Origin of the sequence: Streptoalloteichus hindustanus (genome assembly GCF_900129375.1) — a bacterium.
Classification (GTDB): Bacteria; Actinomycetota; Actinomycetes; order Mycobacteriales; family Pseudonocardiaceae; genus Streptoalloteichus; species Streptoalloteichus hindustanus.
Map to the genome: position 1 here is coordinate 315,952 of NZ_FQVN01000005.1, position 16,555 is coordinate 332,506.

Annotated in this window: 17 protein-coding genes; 12 read left to right on the plus strand and 5 right to left on the minus strand. The window is 71.6% G+C overall.

Translation table 11 applies throughout. The features are described 5' to 3' along the window. Positions 1 to 12: 12 nt before the first annotated feature. The 8 genes from BUE43_RS17255 to tlmB all read left to right on the plus strand — a co-directional run bounded on the left by BUE43_RS17255 (position 13) and on the right by tlmB (position 7,564). Positions 13 to 903, plus strand: coding sequence for an aspartyl/asparaginyl beta-hydroxylase domain-containing protein (locus tag BUE43_RS17255; protein WP_234995772.1), 891 nt, complete (start codon positions 13 to 15; stop codon positions 901 to 903). Between the two features lie 60 nt (positions 904 to 963). After that, positions 964 to 1,338 (plus strand): phleomycin/bleomycin binding protein Ble-Sh, encoded by a 375-nt coding sequence (gene ble-Sh, locus BUE43_RS17260; protein WP_063842998.1) that lies wholly within the window; start codon positions 964 to 966, stop codon positions 1,336 to 1,338. 101 nt (positions 1,339 to 1,439) lie between these two features. Next, positions 1,440 to 2,000, plus strand: a complete 561-nt coding sequence (locus BUE43_RS17265; protein ID WP_073484349.1) for an ankyrin repeat domain-containing protein — start codon at positions 1,440 to 1,442, stop codon at positions 1,998 to 2,000. Then, positions 1,997 to 2,386 (plus strand): DUF5990 family protein, encoded by a 390-nt coding sequence (locus BUE43_RS17270; RefSeq protein ID WP_073484351.1) that lies wholly within the window; start codon positions 1,997 to 1,999, stop codon positions 2,384 to 2,386. Before BUE43_RS17265 ends, BUE43_RS17270 begins: the two co-directional genes overlap by 4 nt. A gap of 454 nt (positions 2,387 to 2,840) precedes the next feature. Beyond that, positions 2,841 to 3,815, plus strand: coding sequence for an aspartyl/asparaginyl beta-hydroxylase domain-containing protein (locus BUE43_RS17275; protein ID WP_143174215.1), 975 nt, complete (start codon positions 2,841 to 2,843; stop codon positions 3,813 to 3,815). Positions 3,816 to 3,842: 27 nt separating this feature from the next. Beyond that, on the plus strand, positions 3,843 to 5,042 hold the full coding sequence (locus BUE43_RS17280; RefSeq protein WP_073484352.1) for a DegT/DnrJ/EryC1/StrS family aminotransferase: 1,200 nt from the start codon (positions 3,843 to 3,845) through the stop codon (positions 5,040 to 5,042). A gap of 31 nt (positions 5,043 to 5,073) precedes the next feature. Continuing rightward, the gene (locus tag BUE43_RS17285) at positions 5,074 to 6,636 is read left to right on the plus strand and encodes a VOC family protein (protein ID WP_073484354.1); all 1,563 of its coding nucleotides are present in this window, start codon (positions 5,074 to 5,076) and stop codon (positions 6,634 to 6,636) included. 49 nt (positions 6,637 to 6,685) lie between these two features. Continuing rightward, the gene (gene tlmB / locus BUE43_RS17290) at positions 6,686 to 7,564 is read left to right on the plus strand and encodes a bleomycin family antibiotic N-acetyltransferase TlmB (protein WP_063856490.1); all 879 of its coding nucleotides are present in this window, start codon (positions 6,686 to 6,688) and stop codon (positions 7,562 to 7,564) included. A 105-nt stretch (positions 7,565 to 7,669) separates the two neighbouring features. On the opposite strand, the gene BUE43_RS17295 is transcribed toward tlmB, so the two are convergent. Next, the gene (locus BUE43_RS17295; RefSeq protein ID WP_234995773.1) at positions 7,670 to 8,908 is read right to left on the minus strand and encodes a helix-turn-helix domain-containing protein; all 1,239 of its coding nucleotides are present in this window, start codon (positions 8,906 to 8,908) and stop codon (positions 7,670 to 7,672) included. A 1,120-nt stretch (positions 8,909 to 10,028) separates the two neighbouring features. Between BUE43_RS17295 and aspS the strand changes: the two genes are divergently transcribed. Continuing rightward, complete coding sequence (gene aspS, locus BUE43_RS17300; RefSeq protein ID WP_073484355.1) at positions 10,029 to 11,330, plus strand: aspartate--tRNA(Asn) ligase; 1,302 nt, start codon at positions 10,029 to 10,031, stop codon at positions 11,328 to 11,330. Positions 11,331 to 11,466: 136 nt separating this feature from the next. Here aspS and BUE43_RS17305 read toward each other — a convergent pair whose 3' ends face one another. Continuing rightward, a complete protein-coding gene (locus tag BUE43_RS17305) occupies positions 11,467 to 11,817 on the minus strand; it encodes a ferrous iron transport protein A (protein ID WP_073484357.1) in 351 nt (116 codons plus the stop codon). A gap of 88 nt (positions 11,818 to 11,905) precedes the next feature. Here BUE43_RS17305 and BUE43_RS17310 point away from each other — a divergent pair, with 88 nt between their 5' ends. Further along, a complete protein-coding gene (locus tag BUE43_RS17310; RefSeq protein WP_073484359.1) occupies positions 11,906 to 12,529 on the plus strand; it encodes a hypothetical protein in 624 nt (207 codons plus the stop codon). Between the two features lie 46 nt (positions 12,530 to 12,575). Here the strand turns inward: BUE43_RS17310 and BUE43_RS17315 are convergent, their stop codons facing one another. Then, positions 12,576 to 12,926 carry a DoxX family protein gene (locus tag BUE43_RS17315; protein ID WP_073484361.1) on the minus strand — a complete coding sequence of 117 codons (351 nt, stop codon included), beginning with the start codon at positions 12,924 to 12,926 and terminating at the stop codon, positions 12,576 to 12,578. A 110-nt stretch (positions 12,927 to 13,036) separates the two neighbouring features. On the opposite strand from BUE43_RS17315, the gene BUE43_RS17320 reads away from it, so the two are divergent. Both BUE43_RS17320 and BUE43_RS17325 read left to right on the plus strand, forming a co-directional pair. Next, positions 13,037 to 13,981: a LysR family transcriptional regulator gene (locus tag BUE43_RS17320; protein WP_073484363.1), complete on the plus strand. Its 945-nt coding sequence runs from the start codon at positions 13,037 to 13,039 to the stop codon at positions 13,979 to 13,981. Further along, entirely contained in the window at positions 13,974 to 14,498 is a 525-nt protein-coding gene (locus BUE43_RS17325) for a hypothetical protein (RefSeq protein ID WP_073484365.1), read from the plus strand. Before BUE43_RS17320 ends, BUE43_RS17325 begins: the two co-directional genes overlap by 8 nt. 70 nt (positions 14,499 to 14,568) lie before the next feature. On the opposite strand, the gene BUE43_RS17330 is transcribed toward BUE43_RS17325, so the two are convergent. Then, on the minus strand, positions 14,569 to 15,483 hold the full coding sequence (locus BUE43_RS17330) for an SDR family oxidoreductase (protein ID WP_073484367.1): 915 nt from the start codon (positions 15,481 to 15,483) through the stop codon (positions 14,569 to 14,571). Between the two features lie 673 nt (positions 15,484 to 16,156). Then, positions 16,157 to 16,552 (minus strand): MerR family transcriptional regulator, encoded by a 396-nt coding sequence (locus BUE43_RS17340; RefSeq protein WP_073484370.1) that lies wholly within the window; start codon positions 16,550 to 16,552, stop codon positions 16,157 to 16,159. Positions 16,553 to 16,555: the final 3 nt, after the last annotated feature.

The following is a 16,555-nucleotide window of genomic DNA, read 5'->3' on the forward strand; positions in this document are numbered from 1 at the left end:
CGATCCGACGACGTGCGTCGACACTATTCCGAGCTCGTCAACGCCCTGCGGGCGGACGGTGACGCGGAGGCCGCGCGCCAGGTCGCCGACCTGGCGGTGGACCACGGGGTGTGGCGACACCCGCTCCAGCGCCCCACGCACTACGTGCCCTCCTTCGACCCGGTGCCGGTGCACGACCCCGCGGACTTCTGGTTCACCAGCTACCTGGAGGAGAACTACGAGAAGATCCGCGCCGAGCTGGACGCGGTGACCCGGCCGACCGAGCAGGGTTTCCTGCCGGTGGAGGAGCCGCTGCTCGGCCGGGGTCGCTGGGAGCAGGTCACGTTCTACGAGACCGGCGTCCGGTTTGACGACGCCTGCGCCCGGTTCCCGGTCACCGCCAGCGTCATCGACGGCATTCCCGAGGCCGCCGCGGCCGGCCCGGGCGTGGTGACCCTGTCCTGGCTGTACCCGGGAACGCACATCGTCCCGCACTGCGGCGGGTCCAACGCGCGGCTGCGGGTCCACCTCGGCCTGCGGGTGCCCGACGGCCCCCGCATCCGCGTGGGGGACGAGGTGCTGACCTGGCGTGAGGGCGGCTGCATGGTGTTCGACGACTCGTTCGAGCACGAGGTGTGGCACGACGGCGACGAGCCGAGGATCATCCTCCTGCTGGACGTCTGCCACCCGGCGCTGGACGCGGGGACCCGCGAGTGGATGTTGTCCGGCCGCGCTTCCTTCGACGACCGGATGACCGCCTACATGCGGGATCGGGGTATCGAACGGGTGGAAATCCACGGGGACGAGGTCACTCTTTCGCCGAATACCGGCGCGGTGAGCCTGGTGCGTCGCCACCTTCGGGAAGTGGGCGCGACCGCGGTGGAACTCCGCGATGGTAGGTTGCGGTACGAGAAGATCAACTGATCCGGATTCCCGTCCGGCCCCGTGTCGCACGGGAGTTCCCTGGACGACGAGGAAGCCGCCATGGCCAAGTTGACCAGTGCCGTTCCGGTGCTCACCGCGCGCGACGTCGCCGGAGCGGTCGAGTTCTGGACCGACCGGCTCGGGTTCTCCCGGGACTTCGTGGAGGACGACTTCGCCGGTGTGGTCCGGGACGACGTGACCCTGTTCATCAGCGCGGTCCAGGACCAGGTGGTGCCGGACAACACCCTGGCCTGGGTGTGGGTGCGCGGCCTGGACGAGCTGTACGCCGAGTGGTCGGAGGTCGTGTCCACGAACTTCCGGGACGCCTCCGGGCCGGCCATGACCGAGATCGGCGAGCAGCCGTGGGGGCGGGAGTTCGCCCTGCGCGACCCGGCCGGCAACTGCGTGCACTTCGTGGCCGAGGAGCAGGACTGACCGACGCCGACCAACACCGCCGGTCCGACGCGGCCCGACGGGTCCGAGGCCTCGGAGATCTCCGGTGGGTGTGCCCGCCACAGACGACACAGGAGGAGAGGATGACGAGGACACCGAGTCTCGTCGCCGCCGTGCGCGACGGCGACGCGGAAGCCCTCCGCGCCGCCCTGGGCCGGGGCGAGGACCCGGCCGAGCGCGACGAGCGGGGCTGGGCCGCGTTGGACTGGGCGGCCGGGCGCGGTGACGTCCCGGCGGTGCGGGCGCTGCTGGACGCCGGGGCCGACCCGCGGGCGCGCGGTCCCGAGGGCCGCTCGCCCTACGAGATCGCCGTGGCAGCCGGGAAGGTCGACGCCGCCAGGGTGTTGCGGGAGGTCACCGGGGAGGGCGCGGACGGCTGGCGCCCGTACTGCAAGGCCTATCTCGTGGCCGCTCTCAGGGCGTTCCCCGACTGGTCCACTGTGGACGGTGAGGGTCTGACCGCCGAGACCGTGGTCTACCTCCACCACGACCTCACGGTGACGCGTTCCATCTGGCACGGCGAGGACGTGCTGTGGTCCCACTCCTCGCCGGAGTGGGCGGAGTTCTGCCGGGAGGACCTGGGATTCAGGGTGCCGGACGACCTGGAGCTGGTCCCCGGCGGGAGCGGAACGGGGCGGCGATGACGACGGACGAGCGGACCGTGCGGGTCGAGGTGGTCTGGCGCGAGCCGGTGGACGAGGGGGAGGTCGGCCTCCAGGACAAGTCGGGCGAGCTCGTCGCGGGCACGCCCCAGTCGGACGGGTCGGTGCGGTACGAGGTCGACGTCCCGGTGCGCCCGCGCCGGGGTGGCGGCGGGCTCGACTTCGCCGGCCCCCACGTGCACGGCTCGGCCGGCGAGCGGTTCCTGTACCTGAGCTTCCGGCGGCCGGGCGAGGCCGCCTGGTTCCGCCGCAGCAAGATCCTGCTCCCGGAGTCCGCGCCGGAGTCGGCCGCCACGCTGCGGGCCACCGTGGTGGACGTCTCCGGCAGTCGGGCCGGTCTGGACCCGGCCGGCTGGGTCGAGGCGTAGCGGCGCCGCTCCGGGCGCCGATCCGGAAACCACCGGCGGGAAATTCCGGGCGGGCGCGTCCCGACGGGCGCGCCGCGCTTTGTCGTGCCATTCACGAAATCCGACCGCGCTCGGGCGCCGAAGCGACGACGCCTGGGCGGTCGGCGGTCCGGTGCTGTCCGAATCCAATTCTGGCGAGTGCGCCCGGTTATCGGAGTGAGCGGCACTGGCAGGGGCTGACAGGCTGAAAGACACTGACAGGCGCTGAAAGACACTGACAGACACTGCCCGAATGGCCCTGTTGACACCGTGTGCGCCGGGTTATCTGATGGGGATCGGGACCGCGTCGGTTCACCAGCACGCGCCGTCGGGAATGTGTGTGCGATTGTCGGAATGTCCACGAATCGAGTCGCACGCCCTTCTCGTCGTTGTCGTCCGCCACGCGGTGGGCGCCGCACCAGGAGGAAGGAACGCCATGGCCGGGGAGCAGGGGAACGGTGCGAGCGAGGGCGTCGGAACGCGCGCGTACCTCATGCAGATGGTGCGCCGGTACTACGGCAACCTGATCGACGCCTGGCACTACTCCGGGCAGCCGGAGCGGGCGTGGGAATGCGCCGAGCAGGCCGTGCGGCAGGGCGTGTGGGAGCAGCCGATGCAGCGGGCGCGGGAGCACATTCCCGGCCTCGCCGCGCAGCCGGTGCACGACCCGTCCCAGTTCTGGTTCATCTCCTACCTGGAGGAGAACTACGCCCGCATCCGGGCCGAGGTCGAGCAGGTGCTCGACCAGCCGCTGGACCCCGTGCGCCCGACGGTCGAGGACCGCGCGCTCATCCGCAAAGGCTCCTGGAAGCAGGCCCACCTCTTCCGCGACGGGCGGTGGCGGGACGAGGTGTGCGCCCGGTTCCCCGTGACCGCCAGCATCCTGGAGCAGGTGCCCGAGGTGACCACGCTCAGCCCGGGCGTGATCACCATGTCCCGGGTGTCGCCGGGGACGCACATCATGCCGCACTGCGGACCGACGAACGCCGTGCTGCGCATCCACCTCCCGCTGATCATCCCGGCCGGGCTGACGCTGCGGGTCGCCGGTCAGGACCTGCGGTGGGTGGAGGGGAAGTGCCTGATCTTCGACGACTCGTTCGAGCACGAGGTCCGGCACGACGGGACCGAGGACCGCGTCGTGCTGATCCTCGACATGCTGCACCCCGACCTCGGCGGTGACCAGCGGGAGCGGTTGTTGCAGCGGCGGCTGACCTTCGAGGAGCAGATGGTCGACTTCCTCAAGGAGCACGGCATGGACCGGATGGAGACCCGGGACGACGGGGTCGTCTTCCGGCCGAACCCGACCGTGCGGGACGAGCTGGCCTACTACATGGCCGTCACCGGGGTCACCGGCGCCGAGCTGCGGGGCAACGAGGTGGTCTGGCACCGGTCGGAGGAGCGGCCCGCCTGACGCGGGCGGCGACGCGGAGGCGGCGGCATGGGCATGATCAACGTCTTCCAACCCACGCTCGGCGAGGCGGAACTGGCCGCCGTTCGCGAGGTGTTCGCGAGCGGCTGGCTCGGTCGCGGCCCGCGGACGAAGGTGTTCGAGGCGGACTTCGCCGAGCACCTGGGCGTCGGCGCGGAGCAGGTCGTCTCGGTGAGCTGCTGCACCGAGGGGCTCTTCCTGTCCATGGAGCTGCTGGGAGTCGGCCCCGGCGACGAGGTCGTGCTCCCCTCGATCTCCTTCGTCGGCGCGGCGAACGCGATCGCCGCGCGCGGCGCCCGACCCGTGTTCTGCGACGTGGACCCGGCGACCCTGAACCCCACCGCCGACCACGTCGCGGAGAAGCTTGGCCCGCGCACGAAAGCCGTGGTGGTGCTGCACTACGGCGGCTACCCCGGCGACCTGGTGGCCATCGCGGACCTGTGCCGGGAGCGCGGTGTGCCGCTGGTGGAGGACAGCGCGTGCGCTGTCGCGTCCCAAGTGGACGGTCGGGCCTGCGGAACCCTCGGCGACGTCGGGGTGTGGAGCTTCGACGCGATGAAGATCCTGGTCACCGGGGACGGCGGGATGCTGTGCTTCCGGGACCCGGAGCTCGCGGAGCGGGCGCGGAAGCTCGCGTCCCTGGGAATGGCGCAGAGCAGCGGGTTCGCCAACGCCACCGCCGACGCGGAGGCGCGCTGGTGGGAGTTCGAGGTCACCGCGTTCGGCCGTCGCTCCATCAGCAACGACGTCGCGGCCAGCATCGGCAGCGTGCAGCTCCGCCGACTCCCGGAGTTCGTGCGACGCCGCCGCGAGATCGCCGAGCGCTACGACCAAGGTCTGTCCACTGTGGATGGTCTTCGGTGCCCGCCCCCGCTGCCCGCCGGGCACACGTCCTCCTACTACTTCTACTGGGTGCGGATGGACGCGTCGGTGCGGGACGCGATGGCTCGGCGGCTGTACGACCGCGGTGTCTACACGACGTTCCGGTACGCGCCACTGCACCTCGTGTCGGCCTACGGGCACGAAGGATCTCTGCCCGGCGCGGAACGCGCCGCGGAGGAGACGCTGTGCCTGCCGCTGCACCAGGCGTTGAGCGACAGCGACGTCGAGACCGTCATCGGCGAGGTGCGCGCCGGGCTCGCCGCGCTGACAGCGCCGTCTGGGTCGTCGGTGCCGACTGTTTCGTCCTTTCCGGCCTCGCGGCCCTGATCCCGCCCCCCACAACGGAAGGAAGCCGCCGATGGGCCAGTCCTGGTGGTCGTTGAGCGGGGCCATGGGCGTGCCCTGCCTCCTCGTGGGCGACCTGCGCCGCGCCGCCGAGTACTACCGGGAGGTCCTCGGCTTCGACGTCGTCGAGCCGCTGGGCGACCCGACCACCGCGGTCCTCGCCCGCCGGGCGGAGGGGGCCGTGCTGCTCCAGCTCGCGCCGGACGACGAGGAGGGCTTCTCCCACCGGGAGTTCGCCGACCGGGCATGGGACGCGTTGTTCCTGGTCGACGACATCGGCCGCGTCGCGTCGCAGTTGCGCTCCCGCCGGGCCAACATCGAGTTCGGCATCGGGATCACCGAGGTCTCCGACCGGACGTTGGAGGTGCGGGACGAGTGGGGCAACATCCTCGCCTTCGCCGCCACGTATGACGGTCTGCGTCCGGCGGTGCGCCAGCTCGTGGAGCGAACCGTGCCGGGCAGCGTGCGCACCGCGTGGCGCAACCACCGCTTCGCCCGCGAGGAGCGACCGGAACTCGCCGCGTTCCAACGCTTCTACCAGCGGTTGGAGAGCAAGCGCGCCCCCGTGTACATGTACTTCACCACCGGCCTGCTGCACTGGGTGATCGCCGCGGAGCGGCACGTTCCCGCCGACGTCAACCTGGTGCTGATCGGCTCCGGCCTGTCCGCGGTGGAGCAGCGGTGGATCAGGGAGAACCTGGCCCGCCCGTTCCACAACATCGCGCTGGAGGTCGACGACAACACGGTGTGGGAGTTCCTCTTCGCCACCAACCAGTTCGACTTCGCCTACATGGACATCGACTGCTTCGTGCTGGAACCCGCCGTGTTCGCCGACATGATGCGGTTCCCGCGCGACGCCGCGGTGAACGCGATCTGGACCTACGAGGCCGCGCCGGGAACTCCCATCGGCTGCACGCACTTCGTGGCCATCAACGTCGAGGCCGCGCGCGATCTGCGCCGCCGCGGCCGCTACATGAGCCCCACCAACTACGACTGGGACGGCTCGATGGTGCACACCCTGCACCACCGGACCTACTGCCGGGTCCCGACGCCCCGGCAGACCCGGCTGCTGCTCCAGGTGCTGCCCGCCGACGAGCGGGGGCGGCCGCTGCCGCCCGGCGACTCGCCGTTCTTCGACACCCTCGTCGCCTACCAGATCGCGGCGGCGACCGCCGGCTACCGGACGAACCCGGTCCGCCCGATGGCCCACCGGACCCAGGCCACGTTCGCGGAGCAGAACGCGTCCGACGAGCGGGTGTGGCAGCAGGACATGACCGACGAGCTGTTGCACGTGGGCGGCATCTCCTACTACGGCCGCGTGTTCCACGCCTCCGACCTGCGCCGGCTCTACCTGTCCGCCGAGCACACCCTGCTGAGCGGCTCGGTGGACCGGCTGCCCACGCCCTACGCCGACCGGCTCCGGACGATCTCGCGCCGGCTGGAGCACCTGGGGGTGGACCCCGGGGACGCGGCCAAGCTGATCTTCCACCACCTCGTGTCGGACCGCGGGCTGGCCGTGCGGACCGCCGAACGGGTGCTCGCCCAGCCCGCACCCGATCTCCCCGCCGGGGCCTGAGCCGGGAAGTGGTAGAAAGGGCGCCATCCCGCTCCGGAGGGGACTCCCGGTGGAACTGAGGACGCCCAGGCTGCGCCTGATCCCGTTGGACCCGGACCGCGACGCGTCCGGCCTGCACGCCGCGTTCGGCGATCCCGAGGTCATGCGCTGGTGGAACCACGTGGTGTGCGCCGACGTGGCGGAGACCCGCGAACGCCTGCGGGAGAGCGTCGACCGCGACGGCGCACACCTCTGGGTGATCCGCCGGGGCGAGGCGTGCGAGCCGGCGGGGATGGTCGGGTTGCTGGGCGAGGTCGACGTCCCCGGCCTGACCTGGTTGCTGTGCAAGGACGCCTGGGGGAGGGGCCTGGCGACCGAGGCGGCCGGAGCGGTGGTGGAGCACGCGCTCGGCCCGTTGGACCTGCCCCGCGTGGAGGCGTGGGTGGAGGCCACCAACGAGCGCTCCCTGGCGGTGGCCCGCCGCGTCGGCCTCACCGAACGCGGCCGCCTGGCGCAGCGGTACCCGCACCGCGAACGCCCCCACGAGATGGTCGTGCTCGGCAGGGCGCGGGACCACGAGCCCACCCCGATGCTCAACGCCGAGGTCGCCCTGCCCGTGCGCGACGTCGCGGCCACCCTCACCCTCCTCAGGGAGGCCCTGGGCGGCCGGACGCTGTTCAGCGTCGGCGACCCGCCCGAGGTGGCGGGCGTGAGCTTCGGGCCGTGGAGCGTCGGACCCCGGCTCCAGCTCGTCTCGACGCGCCGCTGGCGCATCGCCCGGGTCACCCTCTACCTCGACGTCGGCGTCGAGCTGGAGGCGCTGCACGACCGCGCGGTCGACGCGGGCGCGGACGTCGTCCAACGGCCGACCGAACAACCCTGGGGCATGCGCGAGTGCGTCGTGCAACTCCCCGAAGGCCACCACATCGTGCTGACCGCCCCCGCCTGACCGTCCACTCCGGACCGTCCACTCCGGACAGTCCTCACCCGGGGGTTCGCGGTCCCCACGCGCCGGTGGTGCAGGCTGGTTTCCCGCACCGGGTACGGGAAGTTGTCAGCTCGTGAGCCCGAGCCAGGTGGCGTAGCGGCTCAGCTCGGGAACCGCGCGCCGGTGCAGGCTGACCAGGACCGCGGTGGTCTCCCGGACCATCGGGTGGAGGCGGGTCTGCTGCGGAGCGATCCTCTTGGCCTCCCGCAAAGCCATCAGTGCGCCGGCGCGGTCACCGACGGCGAGGTGGGCGCGGGCGAGGTCGATGTGGTGGTGTCCCCGACGGGTGCGCGGCATTCCCTGTGGTGGGGCCCAGGTCCGGGCGGCCTCCAGCGCGGCGGGGGCGTCGCCGAGTTCGACGTGCGCGGCGACTTCGTGGGTCAGGGTGTTGGCAGGGCCGAAGGTGAGTCCGTGGTGCACCTGGTCGCTGTTGCCGAGTTGGGTGGCGAGATCCCGGGCGGCCCGCAGGTGGGCGTGGGTGGTGTCGGCGTCCCCGGCGCGGGAGGCGAGGGTGACCGCCCGCAGGTGCAGGCTGCCGTAGACGGTCAACACCTCCGGGGACGGCTGGCCGCGGAGTTCGTCATCCAGCTCGGCGCGGGCGGTGTCCATCAGTCGCAGCCCGTGGGTGTAGTCGCCGGCGGCCTGGAAGGCGGTGCAGCGCGCCCAGGCCGTCACCGCGTGGGCCAGCGGGTCGCTGGCGCGCTGGGCGGCCCAGTCGAGCCGGTCCTGGCTGACCTCGGCCAGGTCGCCGTGACCGAGGCGGTGCAGCAGGTTGTGGGTGACGAAGTAGCCCTGGCACAGCAGCCGCCACGGCTCGGAGGCGTCGGGTTGGTGGTGGGCGGCGGTGGTGAGCTCGTCCAGCAGGGCGGGCAGACGCACCACGAGGCGGTTGTAGTCGGCGTCGCGGCGCAGCCGGGAGATCTCGGCGACGTCGGTGGCCAGGTCGGCCACCGGGCGGACGGGGGAGTCGGCGGGAAGGTCGTAGCGGCGCAGGACGGCGCGGAGGGCGTCGACGTGGCGGCGGCTGGCCTCGTCGCCCTGGTGGTCGGTGTAGGGCTGGCCGGTCAGCTTCTCGGGCGGGAGGTGCAGGGCGCGGGCGACGCCGGCGATGGTGGAGTGGTTGGCGGCCCGGTCGCCGACCTCGACCTTCTGGAGCAGGCTCAGGGAGATGTTGGCGCGAGCGGCGAGTTGGTGTTGGTTGAGGCCGGCCGCCTTGCGGAACCTGGCGATGGCGCGGCCGATGTGCGTGTCGTCGTCCAGCGGCATGTGGTTCTCCTCGGTGCTGGTTCGCCTCGCGATGCCCACTCCTTCCAGGATGTCCCTGGGGTGGACGCCTCGGGAGATCGAGCTGTGAACGGTGTGCGACCTCCCGATCGGGAGCGGTCACACGTCTCCGGTCGTCACCCCCCGCGTCAGGTGCGACGCGGCCAGGTCCACATCCGCGAACTGGTGACCGACCACCGCTCCACCCTGCCAAGCAGCCGTCCCGGCAGGGCAGCCCACGGGGACGGCTTTCACCCGTCCAGCGCACCCCCGTGCCTCGTCGTCCAAGGGACAGTGTTTTCCGCCATGACGAGGGAAGTGCGAAGGCGCAGATGTCTCCCAGGTCAGGGAGTCGATCCGCCGCCGCGAACACCTCGGCCTCCCGCTCGATCCTCTCGGCGGCCTCTTCGGGGGTGGTCTTCCACGGCACGAAGTCCGGGTCGTCCCGGCCGTAGCGCCCCGCGATGACGACGCCCCGACGCACGAGGTCCGCGACGACGGTGGCGGTGTGTCGCACCAGCTCGGCATCGTTCGGCCTGGCCTCGCCTGTGTCCTCCATGGCCACACTGTCCTCAATGGACAGCACCAACAAGGCCACGAGCTCCTTGAAGTACAGGACCTCGTCCTTGAGCTCGTTGACGATGTCAGCGGGGTACTCGTGTTCCCTCACGGCTCTCCGTCGACGGTCCGGGCCGGGATCTCCTTCCGTCTGCGCGGTGGTCGACCGTAGCCACGTGTGTGCTGGCGACTGGCCTTCTCGGTTGTTGATCAAGCGATCGGGAGTCGCCTCCGCTGGGGCGAGCGTGGTTGGTGTGGGGGAGCGGGGGTGGGAAATCGGCGCGCGCGTGTTGGCGTTGGGTGCTTATGCTCCTGGGCAACGCGTTGACGGAGACAAGTAGCCCAGGACCACGCGAGTCGGAGAGAGCCGCCGGCAGCTGGGAAGGCGGCCTCGCGCCCTGCGGTGAAGACCCTCCCGAGTGCGGGGAGGAACGGACGCCACCGCCAGTGGCGCTCCCCATGCCCCGCCGGCTCGCCCCCGTGACCGGGCGCCAACGAGGCTGTCACCGGCTCCGGCCGGTGGTGGCGCAAGTGCGGTGGCACCGCGAGTCCCCCTTCTCGCCCGCACTCCCAAGGGATCGATCACATCCGTCAGGGAGTCGTGATGGTCTCTCGTGTTCTGGCCGCCAACCTGTCCCGGCACACCGGCGCCGTCGTGCGCGTCGCCGGGTGGGTGCACCGACGGCGGCGTCTCAAGTCCGTCACCTTCGTCATCGTCCGGGACCGGTCCGGGCTGGCGCAGGTCGTGCTGCCCGCGACGGCGGAACCCGCCGTGGCGGAGCTGCCCGAGGAAACCGTGGTCGAGGTCCGCGGCCGCGTGACCGCCAACCCGCAGGCCCCGGGGGGAGCCGAGATCACCGAACCCGTGATCTCGGCGCTCTCCGAACCGGCGGCCGCGCCGCCGTTCGACCCCTACCGGCCGGCGGTGACCGCGACACTGCCCACGATCCTGGACCACGCGCCCGTCACGCTGCGGCACCCGCGGCTGCGGGCGGGGTTCGAGGTCGCCTCGGCCAGCGTCGCCGGGTTCCGGGCCGCCCTGGACGACCTCGGCTTCACCGAGGTGCGCACCCCGAAGATCGTCAGTTCGGTGACCGAGTCCGGCGCGAACGTCTTCGGCATCGACTACTTCGGCCGCCGGGCCTACCTCGCGCAGTCCCCGCAACTGTTCAAGCAGGCCCTGGTCGGGGTGTTCGAGCGGGTCTACGAGGTCGGGCCGGTGTTCCGCGCCGAGCCGCACGACACCACCCGCCACCTCGCGCAGTACACCAGCCTGGACGCCGAGCTCGGCTTCGTCGCCGACCACCACGACGTCATGGCGGTGCTGCGGGACGTGGTGGCGCGGATGGTCGACGCGGTCGCCGAGCGGGCGGTCGGGGCCGTCGACCTGCTGGGGTTCCGCCTGCCCCGGGTCCCGCACGCGATCCCGGTGATCCACTTCGCCGAGGCCCAGGAGCTGCTGGCCCGCCACACGGCGGAGGACCCCCGGGGCGAACCCGACCTGGCGCCGGCCCACGAGCGGTGGCTGTCGGAGTGGGCCCAGCGCACGCACGACTCGGAGTTCCTGTTCGTCACCGGGTACCCGATGGTGAAACGCCCCTTCTACACTCACCCCGACCCGGAACGCCCCGGGTACTCCAACAGCTTCGACCTGCTCTTCCGCGGGCTGGAGCTGGTGACCGGAGGCCAACGGCTGCACCGGAGGGCCGACTACCTCGCCGCGCTCGCGGAACGCGGCGAGAGCCCCGAGCCGTACCAGTCCTATGTGGACGTCTTCGCGCACGGAATGCCGCCGCACGGCGGTTTCGCGATCGGGCTCGAACGGTGGACCGCCCGCCTGCTCGGGGTGTCCAACATCCGCGAGGTGACCCTGTTCCCCAGGGACCTGCACCGCCTCGAACCCTGAGTGAGTCGTTGCGGCGGAAAAGCACCCCCTGACAGGGGAGTGGACGGTGGGCTCGCCGGTGTCCCCGGCAAGCCAACCGTCCACACAGGTCAGATCTTCAGATGGCGTGCTGGATCAGCGCTTCGTGGTCTGGCGCTTACGAGGACGGGACGGGCTTCAGGTACCTGCCCCAGATCTGGGCCTTGCGGTAGGGGCCGTCACCGTCGGCGTCGCGCTGGGGCTCGTCGAAGGCGACCCAGTACGCGAACTCGTTCGGTTGGGCAAGGCGGTGCCGCACCGGCTCGGGGACGCCCGTCCGGTCGACCACGCCGAGGAACTCCTCGGCCCACGGACCGTCCCACTCCGGGTCCTGGACCACCAGCACCCGGGTGCCCGGCGGGAGCGCTGCCGCCGGCCAGGGGTCGTCGGGCAACGGACGACCCAGAACGTGTTCGATCGCCTCCCGATCCCTCTGCTCCGCCGAATCCGGCTCGGAACTCAGTGACATGGGAACATCATGAACGAGCTCCGGATGGCGCCCAATTCATTTCCGAAAACGTCGGGCGTCGGGATATAACTCGTTCCTGGAGGTCCTCGTGAGCTTCACCAACCACGCCCGCAGGGTTCGCGACTCCTCCCTGCCGCACCGGCGCCGGGTCTCGTCGCTGGCCTCGTGCGTGCAGCTCTACCGGCCGATCGGTTTCGAAGCCAGCCTGAGCTTCCTGCGGGACCAGGCGGGGCCGTTCGAGCGGGACGAGGCCGCGTTGCTGCGCGCCCTCGCCCTGATCGAGCGCAGCCGGGCGATCTGGCACGCCGAGATCGAGCGGTACGCCGCCACCCGCCGGCGGGCGAAGCGGCTGGGGCAGCGCAGCCCCCGCCCCACCGAGCCCAACCCCCACCGGCCCGACCGGTGGTACGGCGCTGCCCGTCAGGCCGCGGTGCACGCCCTCGGGTTCTGGCGTCGTCACCGCCTGCCGGCCCTGCTCGTCCCCGGCGATGGGACCGCAGCGGACCTGGACCACTGCGTTACCGCTTCGCTTGCCGCCGGCGGTCGGCTCACGCCCGAGCAGCGCGAGCTGCTCGACGCCTGTGTTCAGGTGCTTGAGCAACGCTGGCGCTCCAGCGACGGAGCGGAGTGGTTGCGCACCAAGGATTTGCTCGAAGTCGCCCGCTTGGCGGAGATGGCAGCCGACGCGGATGAGGACAGCGCGCGGGCGTAGCGCCGCGCGACGCGGGGCGGGCGTGTCCCGCGTCTGGTGGTCGAGGTCAGACGGCGGCGAGCCCGAGAACGAGCGTGGCAGCGGCCATCAGGAGGAACGGGCTCGGGTAGGGCAGGTGGGAGTAGCAGCGGGCGCGCAGGACCGTGGCGACGGCGCCGACGAAGTACAGCAGGAGAGCGGCCGCGAACACGATCCCGACCACCGGGAACGCGAGGCCGGTCAGGAGGCCGACCGCGCCCACGGCTTTCGCCACGCCCAACGGGTTGATCCACGAGTGCGGAACGCCGTATTTGGTCATGTTGCCCAGAACCCATTCGGCGAAGACGAAGTCGATGACGGCCGCCACGATGTTGCTCGCGGCGGTCACGACGACCATGACGACGTAGGCGGTGAACACGGGATTTCCTTTCGCGCGGGTTCGCGGGGGAACACCCTCGCCAACCGGATGTCCCCAGCCTCGCCACACCCCGGCTTGTTGTCCAATACCTGCGTCTATAACCTGTTGGAATGGATGTCGACACGCGGCTGGTGCGGTACTTCGTCGCGGTGGCCGACGAGGGCAGCCTCACCCGCGCCGCCCAGCGCCTCTTCGTGTCCCAGCCGGCGCTGACCAAGCAGATCCGGCACCTGGAGACGCTGCTCGGCGTGCGCCTGTTCACGCGGTCGCGCCTGGGGATGACCCTCACCGAGGCGGGCAGGGCGCTGGCGGACCGCGCGCCCGCGTTGCTCGCCGACTGCGACCGCGTGCTCCGCGAGACGAAGAGCGCGGCCAGTCGCGCGGCCCGCGTGCTGCGGGTCGGCTTCCTCGCCAGCGCCGCCAACGAGGCGACGCAGGACATCATCGCGATGTTCGGCCGGCTCCGGCCGGGATGGCGGGTGGACATGCGGCAGGCGGCCTGGTCCAACCCGACGGCCGGGCTGGCGGACGGGGAGGTGGACGCGGCACTGCTCCGGCTGCCGTTCCCCGGTCAGGACGCGTTCCGGGTGGAGGTCCTGCTCACCGAGCCGCGCTGGGTCGCGCTGCCCTCCGCCCACCCGCTCGCCACGCGGGACGTGATCCCGTTCCGGGACCTGTGGGACGAGCCGTTCGTCGCCGCTCCGGACGAGACCGGTTGGTGGCGCGACTACTGGCTGGCGACCGACGACCGGGACGGCCGCCCGCCCCGGATCGGCGCGACCACCGACCACCCCGACGACTGGCTCCAGGCCATCGCCAACGGCTACGGGATCGCCCTCGCCCCCCAGTCCTCCGCCCGGTTCTACGCGCGTCCCGGCGTCACCTACCGGCCGGTCACCGGCGTCAGCCCCAGCCAGGTCGGGATCGCCTGGCCACCGGAGGCCGGCGCCAACCCCGTCGTCCAGGACTTCGTCCGCTGCTGCCTGGAAATCCGCGCCGAACCGCTCCCGCCGGCCGACCCGGACCGAGCGGACGGGGAAACACTTGATGAATGATCATCTCCCCGGCGCGGGATCGTCTCCGCTTTCCCATCAGGCCAACATCTTCGTCAACTTCCGGAACGGGACCTACCAGTGGGTCCACATCAAGCTGTTCCGCGTCCCTGACCCGTCTCCGGCTGACCGCGTCCTGCTGGAGCTGCTGCTCTCCCACCCCCGCTATCGGGACGCCTACCTCGGTGCTGGGGACGGCGAGGAGGCCGGACCAATCCACGGCCCCTACTCGTTGCCCGCCATCTCGCCGGACTCGTTCGCCCGCGTCGAGGCGGCCCCGGCGGAAGCGCTGCTTCGAGGGTGGGCCGAGGAACACGCGCCGCTGCCCGCCGCGGTCAGCGAGAGCCTGGACCGCGACCTCTATCCCCGCATCCGGAACGGCACGAGCCGCTACCAGCTCCGGAACCTCGGTGCGGAAGCGTTCCACGAGGTCGGCTGGATTCTGGGCGAGTTCCACGAACTCGTCGTCATCGACCGGGTTGGCGGAACGCTGGCGCTGGTCGTCGCCAGCGCCGACTGACCGGGTCTGGCCGGGGCGACGCGCGCCGCCCCGGCCAGTCGTCACCGCTGTCTGTCCTCAGTGGACGGAATCAGCGGTAGCCCGTCACGTCGGCGGGCTTGCCGGCGTCCTGGACCTCCACGATGTAGCGCCACGCGTCGGGCTGGCTGCCGTCGACGTCGGTGTAGCCGTAGACCTTGGCGAGTTGCCCGCTGGACAGCGACTCGCCGTTCCAGCGGCTCACCTCCGGGTCGGCGGCCAGCGCCGCGACCGCCCGCCCCACGTACGCGGGCGACTCGGAGATGGCGAAGTGCGGCTCCCGCTCCAGGGCGTCGCGCCAGTTCTCCTCGGTGACGCCGTAGACCTCCAGCATGATCTCCGAGCGCATCCAGCCCGGGGTCAGCGCCACCGCCGTCGCGCCGCGCGGTCCCAGCTCCGTGGCCTGGGCGAACGCCATCCGACCCACGGCAGCCTTGGCCAGGTCGTAGAAGAAGGTGGCCCGGTAGTTCCGGGCGTTGTACTCGGCCGTGCCGTCGGTCATCTCGACGACGAGCCCGCCGGGGTTCCTGAGCAGGAGGGGCAGGGCGTGGTGGCTGGTGATGATGTGGGTGTCGACGGCCAGCCGGAGGATGCGCAGGCCCTTGTCCAGGTCGTGCTCCCACAGGGTCGCGTCCCAGCTGAACAGCAGCTCGCCGCCCCAGATGTTGTTGACCAGCACGTCGAGCCGGCCGTGCTCCCGGTCGACGCGCTCCACGAGCGCGCGCACCTGGTCGGACTCCAGGTGGTCCACCTGGACCGCGATCCCCTGACCGCCGGCGGCGGTGACCAGCTCCGCGGTCTCCTCGATGGTCTCCGGCCGGTCCATCTCGGACCGCTGCTCCCGGGTGGTCCGCCCCGTCACGTAGACCGTCGCTCCCTCGGCCCCCATCTCCACCGCGATGGCCCGACCCGCGCCCCGGGTCGCTCCCGCGACCAACGCGATCTTCCCCTTCAACGCTTCGCCCATGCGGGCAGGAAACCACGAGGCACCGACAGGAACGGATCAGGGAAGGAGGCCCGGACAGATCCTCGCTGTTCGTGGCCGCGGGACCGCGCGTCCGAAGCGGCGTTCGGCGGCGTGCGGATCACCCGGTTGCCGCCTCGTGTTCGTCGAGGCCAGCGGAGATCCTCCTGACATGCGTTCGGGTGGGACAGAGCGACGGCGGCGACGGGCGCGGTGGCTCACGGCTGCCCGGGCCGGTCAGGTCCACTGGCTTCTGGGGAACCTCTACGAAGCCGTGGTGGACATGCCGCAGCTCCTCGGGCAGGCACGTCCGCGCCGAGAACCACGTCTGCTGGGACCCGGAAGTCCGCTCCGCTACTACGCGCCCGCCGCGCCCCTGACTCTCACGGCAACCGCGGTGGCGCTGGTCAGGAGCTGGCGCTCCGGGGGCGACCGACGCACGATCACGGTCGCGGCGGCCGGCACCGCGTCGGCTGTCGCCCTGAGCGCCCACCTGGTGCGCAACGTCAATCGGCGGCTACTGCTGGGTGAAAGGACTCTGAGCACGTCCGATCTCCGAGAGCTGCGCAGGACGTGGCACCGGGGGAACCTGCTGCGTCTGCTGGCCCTCGCTGTCGCCCTGGCGGCCCTCCGAGGCGTCAGCGAAGTCGGGGATGACGTGAGGGAGGGAGCGTCGTCACCAGGAGCTCGCGCGGCAGGCGTCGGCTCCGTTTCCTGAGGTGGGGGCGGTGGCGTCGATGATGGAGTCCAGCACGTCCCGCGCGGCCAGGAGCTCGGCCACCGCGTCGTTGATCCGCTCGCGTTCGCGGTTGAGGTCGGGGAGCAGGCCCGAACAGGCGGCGGCCAGCACCTGCCCGTCGTCGACCATGCAGGGCAGCAACTCGGCGATGGTGCCGGTGCCGAGTCCGGCCGCGAGCATCACGCGGATGGCGCGCACCGTCCTGATGTCGTCCTCGCGGTACTCGCGGTACCCGCTCGGTCGGCGGACCGGTGTCAGCAGGCCCGTTTCCTCGTAGTAGCGCAGCGATCGCACGCTGACGCCGGTTCTCTGTGCCAGCTCTCCGATGCGCATGTG